14 protein-coding genes are annotated in these 17195 nt (G+C 45.1%); 1 reads left to right on the forward strand and 13 read right to left on the reverse strand.

The genetic code is table 11. The features are described from left to right. Nucleotides 1–98 precede the first annotated feature (98 nt). The 9 genes from ONE56_RS11990 to pilM all read right to left on the reverse strand — a co-directional run bounded on the left by ONE56_RS11990 (nt 99) and on the right by pilM (nt 8873). Complete coding sequence (locus ONE56_RS11990) at nt 99–938, reverse strand: Dam family site-specific DNA-(adenine-N6)-methyltransferase (RefSeq protein WP_041154707.1); 840 nt, start codon at nt 936–938, stop codon at nt 99–101. Between the two features lie 69 nt (nt 939–1007). Further along, the gene (locus ONE56_RS11995) at nt 1008–2534 is read right to left on the reverse strand and encodes an AAA family ATPase (RefSeq protein ID WP_423839924.1); all 1527 of its coding nucleotides are present in this window, start codon (nt 2532–2534) and stop codon (nt 1008–1010) included. Nucleotides 2535–2588: 54 nt separating this feature from the next. Next, entirely contained in the window at nt 2589–3689 is a 1101-nt protein-coding gene (aroB, locus tag ONE56_RS12000; protein ID WP_423839925.1) for a 3-dehydroquinate synthase, read from the reverse strand. A 31-nt stretch (nt 3690–3720) separates the two neighbouring features. After that, nucleotides 3721–4239: a shikimate kinase AroK gene (gene aroK, locus ONE56_RS12005; protein ID WP_041154710.1), complete on the reverse strand. Its 519-nt coding sequence runs from the start codon at nt 4237–4239 to the stop codon at nt 3721–3723. A gap of 188 nt (nt 4240–4427) precedes the next feature. After that, nucleotides 4428–6173 carry a type IV pilus secretin PilQ gene (locus ONE56_RS12010; protein WP_423839926.1) on the reverse strand — a complete coding sequence of 582 codons (1746 nt, stop codon included), beginning with the start codon at nt 6171–6173 and terminating at the stop codon, nt 4428–4430. A gap of 27 nt (nt 6174–6200) precedes the next feature. Next, complete coding sequence (locus tag ONE56_RS12015; protein WP_423839927.1) at nt 6201–6716, reverse strand: pilus assembly protein PilP; 516 nt, start codon at nt 6714–6716, stop codon at nt 6201–6203. Further along, nucleotides 6706–7299: a type 4a pilus biogenesis protein PilO gene (locus tag ONE56_RS12020; RefSeq protein ID WP_041154713.1), complete on the reverse strand. Its 594-nt coding sequence runs from the start codon at nt 7297–7299 to the stop codon at nt 6706–6708. Before ONE56_RS12020 ends, ONE56_RS12015 begins: the two co-directional genes overlap by 11 nt. Further along, nucleotides 7292–7867 (reverse strand): PilN domain-containing protein, encoded by a 576-nt coding sequence (locus tag ONE56_RS12025; RefSeq protein ID WP_041154714.1) that lies wholly within the window; start codon nt 7865–7867, stop codon nt 7292–7294. The genes ONE56_RS12020 and ONE56_RS12025 overlap by 8 nt, the downstream gene beginning before the upstream one ends. Beyond that, the gene (gene pilM, locus ONE56_RS12030) at nt 7857–8873 is read right to left on the reverse strand and encodes a type IV pilus assembly protein PilM (protein WP_331439016.1); all 1017 of its coding nucleotides are present in this window, start codon (nt 8871–8873) and stop codon (nt 7857–7859) included. Before pilM ends, ONE56_RS12025 begins: the two co-directional genes overlap by 11 nt. 142 nt (nt 8874–9015) lie before the next feature. On the opposite strand from pilM, the gene ONE56_RS12035 reads away from it, so the two are divergent. Next, nucleotides 9016–11586, forward strand: a complete 2571-nt coding sequence (locus ONE56_RS12035) for a penicillin-binding protein 1A (RefSeq protein ID WP_423839928.1) — start codon at nt 9016–9018, stop codon at nt 11584–11586. A 93-nt stretch (nt 11587–11679) separates the two neighbouring features. Here ONE56_RS12035 and oxyR read toward each other — a convergent pair whose 3' ends face one another. The 4 genes from oxyR to argB all read right to left on the reverse strand — a co-directional run bounded on the left by oxyR (nt 11680) and on the right by argB (nt 17184). Continuing rightward, nucleotides 11680–12588, reverse strand: a complete 909-nt coding sequence (gene oxyR, locus ONE56_RS12040; protein WP_041154717.1) for a DNA-binding transcriptional regulator OxyR — start codon at nt 12586–12588, stop codon at nt 11680–11682. Nucleotides 12589–12955: 367 nt separating this feature from the next. Next, a complete protein-coding gene (gene argH, locus ONE56_RS12045) occupies nt 12956–14830 on the reverse strand; it encodes an argininosuccinate lyase (protein ID WP_041154718.1) in 1875 nt (624 codons plus the stop codon). Nucleotides 14831–15069: 239 nt separating this feature from the next. Continuing rightward, complete coding sequence (locus ONE56_RS12050) at nt 15070–16284, reverse strand: argininosuccinate synthase (RefSeq protein ID WP_041154719.1); 1215 nt, start codon at nt 16282–16284, stop codon at nt 15070–15072. Nucleotides 16285–16392: 108 nt separating this feature from the next. Further along, nucleotides 16393–17184, reverse strand: coding sequence for an acetylglutamate kinase (gene argB, locus ONE56_RS12055; protein ID WP_423839929.1), 792 nt, complete (start codon nt 17182–17184; stop codon nt 16393–16395). Nucleotides 17185–17195: the final 11 nt, after the last annotated feature.

Below are 17195 nucleotides of genomic sequence, written 5' to 3' on the forward strand. Positions count from 1 at the left end.
GACCTCAGTAGTGATGAGCAAAAACAGCAAACCAATTTTCGCGCAATTCTACCGAAGCCAGTGGGGAGATCCACTATTTAGATGAAATAGTGTGAGAGCTAAGATGTCGGGTGGTATGAATCGGGGACCTGAAACAGAGCCAATAGCTCATCGACTTTATTACGTCCGTTGCCATTGCGGCTAATGGTACGTTTCACCTTGACCACACTCAGATCCGCACCGTGATACAAACGACGCGTTAATGTGGTGTCATGGTTGGAGATCAGAACAGGAATCCCCCGCTCGGTTGCGGTTCGTTCAGCAACATCAGCCAACGCCGCTTGATCATCTAGTGTAAAACCATTACCTGCATACGAAGTGAAGTTTGCCGTATTCGAAAGTGGCGCATACGGTGGATCACAGTAAACCACACTGCCTTTGCGAGCACGACGGAACGTTTCAGGATAGCCTTCACAAACAAAGGTGGCTTTTTTAGCTTTTTCTGCAAAAAACTCTAATTCCGCTTCAGGAAAGTAAGGCTTTTTATACGAACCAAACGGGACGTTAAAGCCACCTTTTTTGTTGTAGCGGCATAAACCATTAAACCCAAAACGGTTCATGTAAAGGAAGGCCAGTGAACGATACATCACGTCATCGGTATTATTAAACTCAGCACGCACGCTCAGATAGGCTTCCTTACGATTATTCTCGGCAATAAACCAACGCTTAGCTTCGGTGATATATTCTTCAGGGCGCTCTTTGAGTAGGTTATAGAGATTAATCAAATCTGGATTGATATCAGCAAGCAGATACTGATCATAATCCGTATTCAAAAAAATAGAGCCCGCACCAACAAAAGGTTCAACTAGCTTTCGAGCTGGCGGTAAATGACGTTGAATGTCTTCAACCAGTCCGTATTTTCCTCCAGCCCACTTGAGAAAGGCACGTTGCTTTTTCATCTACTGCTCTATCTATCGACCAAAAATTAAGGTTGCGGAATGTAACATATTTTTTTGCGAAGCTCAGGATTATTTCGCGCGTTCAATTTCGCGCTGAACTTGTCCTAATGATTTTGCCCATGGACTCACTGACTTAAGAGAATCAGGTAACGCTTCCACCGCATCTCGTGCCTGCTGAATGGTTGGATAATCTTTATACGTAATGATGTACCAGTCCTTCCCACTACGAATCGTTGGATAAACACGAACCTGATTATTCAATTGGTGCTTATCGAGAAATGCCTGTACATCCTGCATTCTTGTCATTGCCCCGAGTTGCAAAGTATAAGCTCGTGGAGAAAGCGCGTTTAACTCCTCTCGGGCAAACGAAAATTTAACCGCTGGACTGCTAGTATTGGATGTTGCTTGCGCGTTATTTGACGGTGTTGAGCTCGCTTCTTTTGCTGCTTCTTCACCCGTTTTCACCACTTTTATCAACGAGGATCCAGAGCTACTTTGAGCTTGAGAGTTCGACTCTGTTACGGCTTGTTTAATATTATCTGTATCCGCTTGCTCTGCTTTACCCTCAAGCAAGGCATCCACGACGTCAGATTCAATCACCACACGTTGATGTCTGTCTTCGCTTCCCACACTGGCAACCTCATCGGTAACCGCTGGAGGAAGAGCATCAGAGTCATCCGTCGCTTCATCAATTGTTGAGTCTGTATCGTCTTCCGCCAATGACGCTACCGCACCACTACTCTGAGCGGTGGGTTCGGATAGGGTTGGAATAGCGGTTTGTTCTAGATTTCCGGTAATTTGTTGCATTTTATCATTAGGGCTTGGCTGGCTAAACATCCACCAATATCCTCCCACAGCCAATAACAACAACAGCAAGACCACCAGCACGATGTTACGCGGTGAACCAACGATTGAACGAATAACGACGCGTTTTTCCACTTTCATCTCTCCCAATGCCATGATGTCTCCCGGTATAGGGTCGACCTTCTTAAATGCATCCCGAACTCGTTTTTCAGAATCATCATCGACATACCGAACAACTAAAGACTCAAAGAAGTGCCTAGCTTCCACTTCGGATAGCAAGTCGATGTCGAGCTCTACTGGTTTCATTTCTTGCCCGTAACTAAGACGAGAAAGCACACCTTCCAAACGCCCCAACTGCGTAAACAGCAAAACGTTAATCGTCCAGTTAGGCTTGTGTTGAGCTTGTAGCACCAGCATCCATAGTTCTGAGATCAGGACGTCACTCAATCGATGCGCATCGTCCACAACAATAACGATATCACAATGATCTTCAGCGACAATTCGCTCTAAACTATCAAGCAAAGGCTCCTGTTGATTAAACAATGCACCTGATACTAACTGGTTTAAGATAAGTATACGATGTTGTTCATCATCTTGATTATTATGACAAAGTAGCAAACATTGATTCTTGTTACTGGCACGTACTTCAAGGTATCGTTGCGCTAACCAAGATTTCCCATAGCCATCATGACCATTGATCACGACAAAACTAGAGCCAAAATTGGTAAGCAACCCCAACCGATCGAGTAACTCGGTTTGAGATTCTAATTCCAGAACGTGGGCACCACTCATCTAACAACCTGCATAAACAACAAAAAATGACGCCAAATCGGCGCCATTACAAAGTTAAATATTCCGACCAAAATCGATGGCTTGCTGTAGCACTTCCTGTGTCGTATCAGCGATAACCTCAGCACAACCAATACCTGTCGGTAGTACTAATCTCAATTGACCAGAGAGAACTTTTTTATCACGCATCATGTGCTTAATAAAATCATCGAAGCTCATGCTATCCGGCGTATGTACTGGTAATTTAGCTCGGCGTAGGATGGCAATGATTCGTTCGAGCTGATCGTCGGAGATGAGCCCTCGGAGTTGAGACGCTTTTGCTGCCATCACGGTACCGGATGACACCGCTTCACCGTGAAGCCAATTACCATAACCCAGCTCGGCCTCAATCGCATGGCCAAACGTATGGCCTAAATTCAATAGCGCTCGAACTCCCGACTCTTTCTCATCTTGAGCAACGACTTCCGCTTTAATCTGACAACAACGCGCAATCGCGTAGGTTAACGCTGCTTCATCAAGTGCGTACAAACGTTCTAAGTTTTCTTCAAGCCAAGCAAAAAAGTCTGCGTCATAGATAATGCCGTACTTAATCACTTCGGCCATACCAGCTGCGAACTCTCGCTCAGGAAGTGTCGATAAGCAATTGGTATCTATAACCACTGCTTTCGGTTGGTAAAACGCACCAATCATGTTTTTACCTAGTGGATGATTGACCGCTGTTTTTCCACCTACCGATGAGTCGACTTGAGACAGTAACGTGGTTGGTATTTGAATGAAGTCGACACCACGTTGATAACATGCAGAGGCAAAACCGACTAAATCGCCGATCACACCACCACCAAGTGCGATGATGACAACATCTCGAGCATAGTTACCTTCTAACAAGAAATTCATCACTTGGTTAAACACATCCAAGTTTTTGTATTGCTCACCATCAGGCAGCTCTAACAAGGACGCATTGCAGCCAAGTTGTTCGAGTTGGCGCAGAATTTTCTCTGCATACAAAGGCGCGACTGTGACATTACTTATCACAACGACTTTTTGCTTTGCATTCTTATTCGAGATAACTTGAGAAAAGTACGCCGGGTCCTCAAATAACCCGGCGCCTATAGAGATTGGGTAGCTACGCTCTGCTAGATTGACCGTAATCCGTTCCATCGGTGTGCTCCAATTTGAAAAAGATAAAGACTTATCTCTCTTCTAGCATTTTTACGATCTGATTGGCTACCACTTTTGCACTTTGATCATCAGTGCGAACAGTATAATCAGCCACTTCTTCGTAGAGAGGATTGCGTTCCTCAGCAAGTTGCTCCAATACTTCACGTGGTTTATCGGTTTGCAATAGAGGACGCTTCTTGTCACGGTTAGTACGTGCCAATTGCTTCTCTATCGTCGTTTCTAAATAAACAACAACACCACGAGCAGAAAGACGATTGCGGTTCTCTTTGCTCTTTACAGAACCACCACCTGTCGCAAGTACGATGCCTTGCTCTTGAGTCAGGTCTTCAAGCACGTTTTCTTCGCGCTTGCGGAAGCCTTCTTCGCCTTCTACATCAAAAACCCAAGCGATGTCTGCACCAGTACGTTCTTCGATCACTGTATCAGAGTCAACGAACTCCATATGCAGTTGCTGTGCTAGGTGTCTACCAATTGTACTTTTGCCGGCGCCCATAGGGCCAACAAGGAAAATATTACGTTTTTCAGCCATGTTTAGCAGTAATTTACAACATTGATTCAATAAGATCGCCACAAGAAAATACAGCTAAGTCGCTGTTCTACCAAGCTTGTGGCACCAATTCCTCACAGATAATTCGTGATAAGACCCGAAATTATCCAAGCATGGTGCCACTAATGCAACTTTATTTTTTATCTAATCGCCTTTTTTACTTAAAACCACTATTGAATTACGACTTTAGGCGTCACAAAAATCAGCAGTTCACTCTTACCTACATTTTCATAACTTCGGCGAAATAACGCCCCCAATAAAGGGATATCACCGAGTAATGGTACTTTGTCGACAGAGTTGGTAATGCTGTGCTGGAAAATACCACCCAGTACGACAGTTTCACCGTTGTTAACCAGCACTTGCGTACCAATTCTTTGTGTATCAATCGCGACCGCTTCACCCGTCCCGGTTTTCACCACCTGACCAGGTCTATCCTGCGTCACGCTTAAATCTAATACCAGACGGTTATCAGGCGTAATTTGTGGCGTGACTTTCAAGCTGAGAACGGCTTTTTTAAAGGTAACCGAGGTTGCACCGCTCGATGATGACTCCAAGTAAGGAATTTCCGTCCCCTGCTCAATATAGGCAGGCTTTTTGTTAGTCGTAATCAAGCGTGGACTAGAAATAATCTCGGCTTTCGACTCTTGCTGTAACGCGGATAATTCCAAGTCGAGTAACGTATCAGTCCCCAGTTTGGCGACTTGGAATGCAATACTGGCTGCATTTGGGTTAGTGGCTGCTAAATTCACGTTCAGGAAGTCATCAATTCCAACACTACTGCCCCCATCTCCGCCATCACCATCACCACCATCGTATAAGCCAATGGTGGCTAAGTTATTTTCAATAGAGCCACCGACCGTGTTGTTACCATTAATAGAACTAAAGCCCCAACGAATACCTAATTCATCCATATTGCCCTCATTAATTGTGACAATACGAGCTTCAATCTGCACCTGCTTCACTGGAATATCCAAAGATTCAATGATTTCACGGATAACTGAAATATTTTCAGGCAATTCGCGGATCAATAATGAGTTGGTTCGCTCATCGATAGTCATGCTACCGCGACCTGAAAGCATACTGATATTACCATTCCCATTAATCATTTCCGCAATATCTGACGCTTTAGCAAAATTCACCTTGATGATTTCAGATGATAGCTCACCCATTTCCTCTTCAAGCTTTTGTTTTTCCAATTGCATCTTTTCACGCTGATCAAGCTCATCGGTCGGCGCAACAAGAATCACATTCCCGTCAACACGCTTATCCAACCCTTTTACTTGCAGAATAATATCGAGAACCTGTTGCCAAGGCACGCCGTCAAGTCTCAGCGTTAGATTGCCTACAACCGAATCCGATACCACCAAATTGAATTGGTTGTAATCCGCAATGAGCTGCAATACGTTTCGTACTGGAATATCTTGGAAGTTAATAGAAATCAGCTTGCCCTCTTTTTCTAAGATACTTTCATCAGGCACTTTTTCATTGGGTTTCAACTTGCTAACTTTGATTTCTAGATAACGCCCGCTCAGACGATAATCATGGGTATACTCTTCATTGATATGTGCAACGAGACGAGTGGTTGCTACCTCTCGAAACACTTCCACATCATCGACCACCGTGGCAAAGTCTTTCACGTCAAGCAGGTAAAGTTGATCATCTTTTACTGAAGTATTCAGTAAATCGATGCTCAATCCTTCCTGTACACGTTTAATATCAACGATAGCCGCAGGTGAAGCCAACTCTACAACAATAACTGCATCTTTATCTTTGTTAGTGCGAAAGTCGATACTCTTTAGCGCGTTCGATGGCGCATTTTCGGCTACTGCTATCGGGGCAAAAAATAATAACAACCAAAAGGAGAAGAGCCCGGTTAGCATCCTTGGTGTACGTATAAATCCTTGTCTCATGTTCATCACTCAATATCAAAAAAATAAATGCAGCTATCTCAAAGCCAACTTAACTTTACGCTTTTGCCAGCAGCCCAAACCATCCGGCAACGTTTCATTGATCAGTAAATAGTTATGGCTAACGTGGGTAACCTTGCCGTTGTTACGTCCAAGGTATTGACCGGGTTTTACTTTATAAACCGTGCCATTTGGCGCTTGGACAAGTCCAGACACCGTATTGCCCATGCCCATCACACCTTTTAGACGTAATTGGTTTAATGGAAATTTTTCTAACTTACCCGTTCGCTTCCTCGAAGGTGGCTGCCAACAATCTTCTCTGGCGACAGGTTGAGTAGCGATAGTTGCCTCTTGTGGAAGCTCGAAAGGTTCACGTAGTACTTTCGGGTCGTAGGCAACAGCGACATACTGCTCTGCAGGTTTCAGCTTTTCGACGTCACGTCGAGCCTGATTCTCTACATTATTGATATAGTCAGTCAGTGAGTCATCATTGGCTTGGCATCCAATAAGTAGCGCAGCTGTCAGAGCCATCAGCAAAGATCTATTTTTCATCTTTCTTTTCCTCTGGCTTGAACTGGTAAGTATTCGCTCGCACCCGGAAATGCAGAGTTTCACTTTCCTGACTCACCCTCTGCCAAGTCACATCTTTGAATGTGATAATACGAGGCAATGTAGCAATAGCCTGTGAAAATCGACCAATATCGTGAAAGCTTCCAGTTAGCTCGATATTCAAGGGCAGACGATATAAAAACTGCTCAGACTGTTTTTCCCCCCAATCAATACGGGTGAACGTTAGTTTGTTGTCGATACCTAACTCATTGACTGAAGCCAGCATAGTCGCAAGCTCTTTCTGTGCGGGGAGTTGCTGTAACAACAATTCATAGCGTGTCGTCAGCTCATCTAACTGAGATTGAAGTTGAGGCAAGGCGGCGACTTTATTGGCTTTTATTCGTAATGCGACTTTTAGGGTTTCTTCTTGCTGAATTAGATGGTTCAGGCGATCGTCCTTGGGTTGCAAATAAAACCAGTACCCAGCACCTTGCAATATCGCAAACAGTAAGAACACCACCATAAGCTGAGGGACCAAGGGCCACTCCGCCATTTCATCCATTTCTAGCTCTTGCCAATCAGCCATGATGTGCCTCCTTTGCTTGCGTTGTATCTTTAAACATGAAGGACACCTTGAAAGTCTGGAACTCTTTACCAAAGCGGGCTTTACCGTGAACAATAGAGTGCATCTCTACATCCATTAGCTTGGCCGAACGCTCCATATTATCAAGCATGGTGGCCAAGCGAGGTGTGCTGTCCGATATACCTGCAATTTCTATTTCAAGATCGTTCATTTTGATCTTGTCGACATATACACCTGCAGGGATAACCGACGGCATAAGGTTCATAAATTCCGTGGTTTTATTACGACCGTTTTGCAACCCTTCTACCACTTTTAAGCGCGCTAAGATTTTGCTGTGCTCTTGCTCTGCGATTTTCATGGCTTCAATTCGTTGGTCGAGTTCCGCAATGTACTGCGTAAGATAATCGAGACGACTTTGTTGTTGTTCTTGCTGGTACTCATAAAACTTGCCAACGCCCCATTGAACAGCGACGGCACAAAATAGACCTAAGATCACCATTCCAACAAAACGACGTCGGTGTGCTTCCCTTTTGTTGTCTCTCCAGGGCAGCAAGTTAATGTTATAAAGCACGTTCACCTCCTAACCAGCGAATGCCTCTTATGGCCAAACCTGCCGCTGCAGAAAAATGGTGCCAATCCACGGCTTTGCGCTTACGCTTGGACACTTTCATCTCAAACAGTCCAAGTGGATTGAGCAGTTCACACTCGATCGCCAGTTGATGTGATAACTCTTCTGCTAACATTGGGGTCGCCGCCCCTTCTCCTGATAGCCAGATTCCTTTAATGTTTTGTTCCCCATTCATGGAGGTGTACAACTGGATCTGACGCTTAACACGCTCAGCCATCTGGCGATTGAACCGCTCGGTTTGCAGTTGTTCATTTTCATCAAGCGGCTCGCTTGGAATAACGGACTGTAAATTGTTCGCAGAGCTAGAGCAGGCAAACTCTTTGTGGAACAGCTCGCCTTTTTTAGTAAACATGGTGAAAGAGCTGGCCGTTGTTCCGACATCCAGCAAAGCATATTGCCTTTTGTCAGGAAAACGCTCAGACACTAATTGCCAGATATTTCCTAAGCTTTGAGAGTGCACGTCTACCAATACCGGGTTTAGACCTGACTTTTGTAAAACATGAATTCGGTCCTCGACCACTTCTTTGCGAGTTGCAAAGACTTGATAACTGTTTGACCCACGCAACCCTTCCTCTCCGGTTAGGAGGATAAAATCCAAGCTCAGTTCTTCGACAGGGAAAGGGGACTGGTGCGAAAACGCCTGCACAACAGCAAACTCAATTTCATGCTCTTCAAGCTTTTGATCAATTTGTAATTTCTTACTGATAACCGAACTATCAGGTACCGATACCGCCACTTTTGTTGCTAAAAAAGGAAGCTCTTTTTTCAATTGCTTGAGGGTCTTTACAATTTCTTGATGATTTATGGTGTTCTTTTCAGCGACAATACCCTCTTTAAGTAATATTTCTTTGTAGCCCAACAAGGCATAATTGTCCTCGTTTGGGCTAAGTACGACGGCTTTGATGCTGTTATGACTGATGTCTAAGCCGGTAACGATTAATCTATTCATCTCTACTCTCGCTCCGAAATTTCTTCGTGCAAAGGTTGTTATTAGCACCCAAATAAGAGTTAATATCTCTATGTGCTAAATTTTTAATCTAAGAGTACAAGGGTTTGCCGTTACACAGCCTCAACCAATCAGGGATTCTCCGGTGAAGTTCATAAAGCGTTTATTATTATTAACATTGATTTGCATAATTCTTGGAGTCACCACTATTTTTGGCTTCTACCAATATGTGAAGACAGAATTGCCAGATGTTGCAACTCTAAAAGACGTTGAATTACAAACACCTATGACGGTGTACAGTCAAGATGGGAAGCTGATCGCACAGTTCGGCGAAAAGCGTCGTATTCCTGTTGCTTACGAAGAAATTCCTCAAGACTTAATTCACGCTCTGATCGCAACCGAAGATAGTCGTTTTTACGAACATCCAGGTATCGATCCGATTGGTATTACGCGAGCGGCTGTCGTCGTTGCGCTGTCCGGCTCCGCAAAGCAAGGGGCAAGTACCATCACGCAGCAGTTAGCGCGTAACTTTTTCTTGTCCAACGAGAAAAAGCTGATGCGTAAAATTAAAGAGATATTTATTGCTATCCGTATTGAACAACTGCTTACCAAGCAAGAAATCATGGAGCTCTATGTCAATAAAATCTTCCTTGGTTATCGCTCTTATGGATTCGGTGCTGCTGCTCAAGTCTACTTTGGTAAACAAATTGACGAATTGACTTTGAGTGAGATTGCGACATTGGCTGGTATGCCAAAGGCGCCATCAACCATGAACCCTATCTATTCTCTTGAGCGAGCTACCGCGCGTCGCAACGTGGTGCTCATGCGTATGCTTGATGAAAACTACATTACGCAAGAGCAGTACGAAGAAGCTCGTAGTGAAACGATAGAGGCGCATTACCACAGTGCAAAGATTGAACTGTCTGCACCTTATGTGGCTGAGCTCGCTCGTTCTTGGGCGGTGAAGGAATACGGTGAAGAGCATGCCTATACCTCAGGTTTGAATATCTACATGACAGTAGACTCTAGGCTGCAAGACGCCGCGAACAACTCGGCCGTCAACAACTTATTGGCCTATGATGAGCGCCACGGCTTCCGCGGTCCAGAAAGCGTATTGTGGAAATCAGGTGAAACCGCTTGGGATACCGAGCAAATAGAAAAGCACCTTAAAAAACAACCAACCTATGGTCGCCTATTGCCAGCAGTAGTCACAAAAGTAGACGGTAAAACTGCACAGGTTTGGGTGAAAAATCATCAAGAGCAAACCATACCGTGGTCAGGACTCAACTGGGCACGTAAATACATCAGTTCCGAGCGTCAAGGTTATGCGCCAAAATCAGCGCAAGAAATTATTGCAGCCGGTGAGCAAGTTTGGGTTCGTCAACTGAGTAGTTCTGATAAAGATGGAAATACGACCCAAGAGTGGAAATTAAGCCAAGTACCAACTGCAAACACAGCATTTGTTGCTATGGACCCTGAAAATGGTGCCATTCTGTCTCTCGTCGGTGGTTTTAACTTTGTTCACAGTAAATTTAACCGTGCAACCATGGCGGTGCGCCAAGTCGGATCCAGTATCAAACCGTTCATTTACTCAGCGGCTCTGGATAAAGGTCTGACATTAGCGTCGCTGATAAACGACGCACCAATTAACAAATGGGATCCAGGTTCAGGTTCTGCATGGCGACCAAAGAACTCACCACCAACCTATGGCGGTCCAACTCGTGTGCGCATTGGCTTGGCTCAATCGAAAAACGTGATGGCTGTTCGTACTTTACGTGAAGTAGGGTTAGATGAAACTCGACAATACTTAACGCGCTTTGGCTTTGACATCAATCACGTACCTCGCTCAGAAACCATCGCGCTTGGTGCCGGGAGCTTAACACCTCTTAAAGTTGCTCAAGGCTACTCAGTGTTTGCAAATGGTGGCTATTATGTCGAGCCGTTCTACATTGCTCGAGTTGAAAATAGTTTTGGTGACGTATTGTTTGAAGCGAACCCTAAAACCATCTGCCAACAAAACTGTCCGCAAATGGCGAAGAAATATGAAGGAAATCGCTTTGCTGATGAATTTGGAGAGCACGATGTCGCTATCCAGCGCCCTGCGACAGACAACGCGGTTGAGAACCAAGAAAATCACTACGCACCACAAGTCATTTCCGAAGCCAATGCATTCTTAATGCGCGAAATGATGTACAGCAACGTATGGGGAGGCGGTAGTTGGCGTGACGGTACAGGCTGGAACGGAACAGGCTGGCGAGCACAAAAACTTGAACGTCGTGATATCGGTGGTAAAACCGGCACCACCAATGACTCAAGAGATACTTGGTACAATGGCTACGGACCGGGCATCGTGGCTATTGCATGGGTTGGCTTTGATGACCACTCCCGCACGCTTGGTCGCAGCTCAGTGAACACGAATTTAGGTAAAGGGCAAATCTCTGGCGCTGAATCTGGCGCTAAAACCGCGCAACCAGCTTGGATTGATTTCATGAAAGTCGCGCTAGCAGACAAGCCAGAACAACCCAAACACATACCAGACAACATCGTGCAAGTTCGTATTGATCGTGATAGCGGGATGTTAACGAACAAGTCTGATGGTTCGTCCATGTTGGAATACTTCGAGGAAGGCACTGAGCCAACCGAATACTCAGGCAGCTTCCTAGAGGATACGATTTACTCCAATGGCACAGGAGGCGCATCAGAAGAGCTCTTCTAAGCGACTAACTAAGCAAAACATAAACAAGACAAGGGGAGCCTAAATGGCTCCCCTTATTTATGATTGATATATGCTTAGATAAAACCTTTATCTTTAGTTTGCCACAGTCACTGACGACGACGCCAAAATAGCCTTAATTGTTTCTGCCAAGGATTCAAACCTTTTACGTAGTGGTGAACCAGGACGGTAAACAAGTACAATTCGACGCGAAGGTGTTGGATTTACCGCAGGAATATAGCAAACACCGTCCTTTTGTTTCTCAAGTGGCAATGAGAGCTGTGGTAGCAACGTAATTCCGCCACCTGCTGCGACCATATTACGCAGTGTTTCCAAACTTGTGGCTTTAAAACGTTCATCATCTTTTGCGCCAGCAGCAAAGCAAAAGCCTAACGCTTGATCACGCAAACAGTGTCCGTCGCCCAAAGCCAGCACCGTCTTACCTTTTAACGCCTGCATGTCGACTTGCTCGAATGATGCCCACTCGTGATCACATGGTACCGCCACACTTAACGGTTCGTTATACACATCAATTTCTTTAAATGGCTCAGTTTCTGCGACAGAGGCCAACACCAAACAATCCAATTTCCCTTCTTCCAATTGACTCACTAACTGATGAGTTTGAGCCTCATGCAGAAAGAGTTCGAGTTCCGGAAACTCTTGCTTTAGCTTTGGTAGAATCTTAGGCAGAAGGTAAGGACCAACGGTAGGAATAAAACCGATATGCAGTGGTCCTGTCATTGCGCCATTCTGCCCACTGGCCATATCTTTAAATATTTTCACTTCACTCAAAATGCGTTTTGCTTGCTCGACCAACTGCAACCCCGAGTCAGTAAACAATACGCGACGACTATTACGCTCGAGTAGCGCAGTTCCCAGCTCATCTTCTAACTTACGAATTTGCCCACTGAGCGTCGGCTGACTAACAAAGCAGGCTTCTGCTGCCTTACGAAAATGTTTGTGTTCAGCAAGTGATACCAAGTACTCAAAGTCCCGAATATTCATAACTCATAGTTCACTTATGTTGGTGATAGTTAAGTTCTATCAAAACAATAACACTATACGATTACAGCTATCAAAATTATTTACAATTCAGCAAGTACCGATGAAAACATATCAACGACTATACCAATCACAGTAATTCGGCAAACTGGCGGGAAGCGGGGGAACAAGTGAGAAGAAGTAGAAAAACGACAGAAAGAAAAAAGCCCCAAAAACAACTTTGTTTTGGGGCTCTCTTAGATTCATCTAAGAAAAAGCAGTGGTACTTAAATAGACCCTGCTTCCTCTGAAAGGTTCCAAATTTTTTCGTTCTTTTTAGCAAACGCTGATATACGTAAATATCTCATTGAAAGCGAATAAGAACACTTAACTAGGCAACATTGCTTTTTTGGATCAAGGTTTCCATCAAGTTGATCTCGAGCGCTACCTCATCACACGCATGTTGACGAGGACACTGGTCGCAATCTTTAAGTACTTTCTCCGGCAGTAATGACTTCGATGTCGGTAAGAAACTTTGCTTCATAAAGAACTCTGGTGTACGAGTCAATACAAAGACTTTTTTAATTGCCATTTGACGCGCTTTATCAACTAAGTAGTTAACGATAGCGCTGCCTTGACCTTGACCTTGCCACCCCGCCTCTATGCCGAGAGATCGAATTTCAGCCAATCCAGAATCATACACGTATAACGAAGCGCAACCCGTTACCTCTCCATGATGCTCTGCAACGGCAAATGAGCCAATGTCTCGAACGAGCTCATTGCGAGAACGCGGCAAGTTTTCACCTAAGTTGGCCCAGTAAGCAACCATGCCTTCGAGTGTTTCGATATCCGTCAACCGTGCTGGGCGCACCTTCACGGCAGAACTGTCACGCTGAATGAGACGTTTATCCGCTTGGTCAACAGCATACGCTACCTGTTGAGGAGACACGCCCCCTAACGCACAGCGTTTTTCGAGACAAGACTCGATGGTCAGAATCTCATACACATCGTCTTCAATAACATCTGAAAAGACTTTTAACTCTTGTAGAGAAAGCTCTTCCAACGCGCAACCTTTATCAATTGCACCGACAACTGCGACACCAACAATATGGTGCGCTTCACGGAATGGAATGCCTTTCGCCACTAGGTAATCCGCCAACTCAGTTGCGTTTGCATACCCCTGCTTCGCTGCTTCTAGTGTACGCTCGCTGTTGACTTTAATACCATCAAAGCAGAGTGCAGCCATCTCCATGCAGTCGTTCCAAGTATCTAATGCGTCAAACAAGCCTTCTTTGTCTTCTTGCATGTCTTTGTTGTAGGCAAGTGGTAACGCTTTGACTGTCATCATCATCGCCGATAGCGCACCGTAAACACGGCCTGTTTTACCACGGATCAATTCAAGCGCATCCGGGTTTTTCTTTTGAGGCATTAACGAAGAGCCTGACGTCACCGTATCTGCCAGTTCAATGAAATTGGACTCTCCTGAGTTGTAGAAAATCATGTCTTCTGCCAAACGGGATAAATGCAGCATTGAAATGGATGCTATCGACATGAGCTCCATGACATGATCACGATCCGACACCGAATCAAGAGAGTTGCGTGTCGCGCGGTGGAAACCAAGGTTATGCGCTAGCTTCTCACGATCCATTGGATAGGCAGTACCTGCAAGCGCACCTGATCCCAAAGGACAAGTATCTAGACGTTGCAGCGCATCGCTCAAGCGAGAATGGTCACGCTCAAACATTTCAACGTAAGCCAAGCACCAGTGTGCGAAGGTCACTGGTTGAGCACGCTGCAAGTGAGTATAACCAGGTAATACTGTGGTTTGGTGTTGCTTGGCGACATGAACCATTTGCGATTGCAGACGGTCTAAAGCAATCAATAACTGCTGACCTTGCTGACGACACCAAAGCTTAAGGTCAGTCGCCACTTGGTCGTTACGTGAACGGCCAGTGTGAAGCTTTTTACCTAAATCGCCTACTTTACCAATCAATTGTTGCTCAACCCAAGAGTGGATATCCTCTGCATCAGAGCGCAGGATCTGATGTGGGTCTTCCATCACTTCAAGTTTCAGCTCATTTAAGGCAAGCTCAAGCTTTTGCTGCTCTTCTGATGTTAATACATCCACTGAAAGCAGTGCTTTAGACCACGCAATTGAGCCAACGATATCTTGCTCAGCCAATCGGTAATCGAAACGCAACGAATCGTTGAATTCTTTGAATCTGGTATCTGCCGCTTGGGTAAATCTTCCGCCCCATAATGCCATTGCGTTTCTCCTGGTGACTATTGCTTACTCTAAAGTGCTTCAATTAGTGACAACTAAATTAATAGTAATTTACTTTATAAGCCAACATTACGGTAACTTGAGATAAAAATAAAGTATAAATTCAATTTTTTTACATATTTATTCACGAAAATATCATCTTCAATTCGACTTCATGCCTTAAAAACAAAAAGGCCTGCCACTATGAATGGCAGACCTTGCTTAAATGCGTCGAAATCGATTTATTTCTTTTGGCTATTCAAAGCACGGATGCGGCTTGATAGCGAGTAAAGGCGAATGAAACCACCAGCATGGCTTTGGTCGTAAACTTCATCTTCACCAAAGGTAGCAAACTCTTCAGAGTAAAGGCTGTTATCAGAACGTTTTTGCGTCACTGTTGCTTGACCTTTGTACAGTTTAACCACAACTTCACCATTCACGTCCTGAGCCAGCTCTTCAGAAGCCGCTAAGATAGATTTACATAGTGGTGTGAACCAACGACCGTCGTATACAAGGTGAGAAGCTTTTAGGCCCAACTCTTCACGGAACTCAAATGACGCTTTATCCAGTACCAATTGCTCAACAGCACGCAGGGCTTCCATCATGATAGTGCCTCCCGGAGTTTCATAACAACCACGAGACTTCATACCGACTAAACGGTTCTCAACGATGTCGATACGACCAACGCCGTGTTTAACACCTTTCTCGTTCAGCGTTACCAACGCATCATAAGGAGACAACGCTTCACCATCAACCTCGACAATCGCGCCTTTCTCGACTTTTAACGTCACGTACTCAGCTTCGTTTGGTGCTTGCTCAGGATCGACAGTCCATGCCCAGCAATCTTCGTTTGGAGCATTCCAAGTGTCTTCTAGCACGCCACCCTCTGTAGAGATATGCCATGCGTTTGCATCACGTGAATAAATTTTAGTAAGAGAAGCCGTACAAGGGATATTACGCTCAGCAAGATAATCTAGGCATTGCTCACGGCTCACTAGGTCCCATTCACGCCAAGGTGCAATCACGTGTAGGTCCGGTGCAAGTGCAGCAAACGCACCTTCGAAACGTACTTGGTCATTACCTTTACCCGTACAGCCATGGCAAAGCGCGTCCGCGCCGACTTGACGAGCGACTTCAACCTGCGCTTTCGCAATGATTGGACGCGCCATAGAAGTACCTAGTAAGTATTTACCTTCGTAGTACGCTCCAGTTTTTAACGTTGGGTAAATGTATTCCGCGACCATCTCTTCTTTCAGGTCAGCGATATAACATTCAGATGCACCTGATGCTTTCGCTTTCTCTTCAATCCCTTCTAGCTCTTCAGCGCCCTGACCTACATCGGCGACGAATGCAACAACTTCACAGTCATAGTTTTCTTTTAACCACGGGATAATAACTGAAGTATCTAGACCGCCAGAGTATGCGACTACCACTTTATTTACGTTCACTTTGCTCATTTTCTTTCTCCAAACTTAACTGGCTCTGCTCTTGGCGGTCAGTGCCAACTACTTTAAATATTTAATTCTTAGACGGTTTTTGCGATTCGTTTCGTTTTTCAATTCGGTTTATTTCGGCAAAAACTGTGTTCCAATACTTTGACCAGCAAATAGCTGTACCAGCTTTTCTGGGTAGCGCCAGGTTGCCACCTCGATAGGACGACCAAGATCATTGGCAGCCTCCAACGCAGCTTTAACTTTGACGATCATGCCGTCAGTAATCACGTGCCCTTCGATCAGTGCGTTCGCTTCTTTTTCTGACAAACTTTTGAGCAGATGACCTTTGCCATCTAACACGCCACTCACATCAGACAACAAGACCAGTTCCGCATTCAATGCTCCCGCGACCGCCACAGCGGCTTGGTCCGCATTGACATTCATCATCTGGCCTTCGTTAGTCAAACCGATAGAACTGATGATAGGAAGTGCACCAGTGTTCAATATCGCTTGCAATAGTGTCGCATCACCTGGTGAGGCTTTGCCGACCGCACCCAGTTCAGGGTCCAGCTCCTCAACTTGGCAAAGGCCACCATCAGCCAAGCTCAAGCCGACTGCATTTAACCCGTTAGCAATCGCTTGTCCTTGCAGTAATTTGTTCGCCGTACCCGCTAATGCACCAGCAATAACAGGGATTTGGTCGTACGGTGTAACTCGCAGACCATGTTTCTTTACGGTTTTGAGCTGTAACTTCGTCATCAACTCATCAACCAAATAGCCACCGCCATGCACGATGGCGATTTGTCGCTGCGCAGAGTCTTGATAGGCCACGATGGCACTAAATAACTGGCTCAAGGTTTTTGTGCAAGATAAAGCTGCACCGCCTAGCTTAATGACTAATGGAGCTTGATTGGTTTGCGTCATTGCTTATCCCT

The organism is Vibrio mytili, from assembly GCF_049563345.1.
Lineage (GTDB): Bacteria > Pseudomonadota > Gammaproteobacteria > Enterobacterales > Vibrionaceae > Vibrio > Vibrio mytili.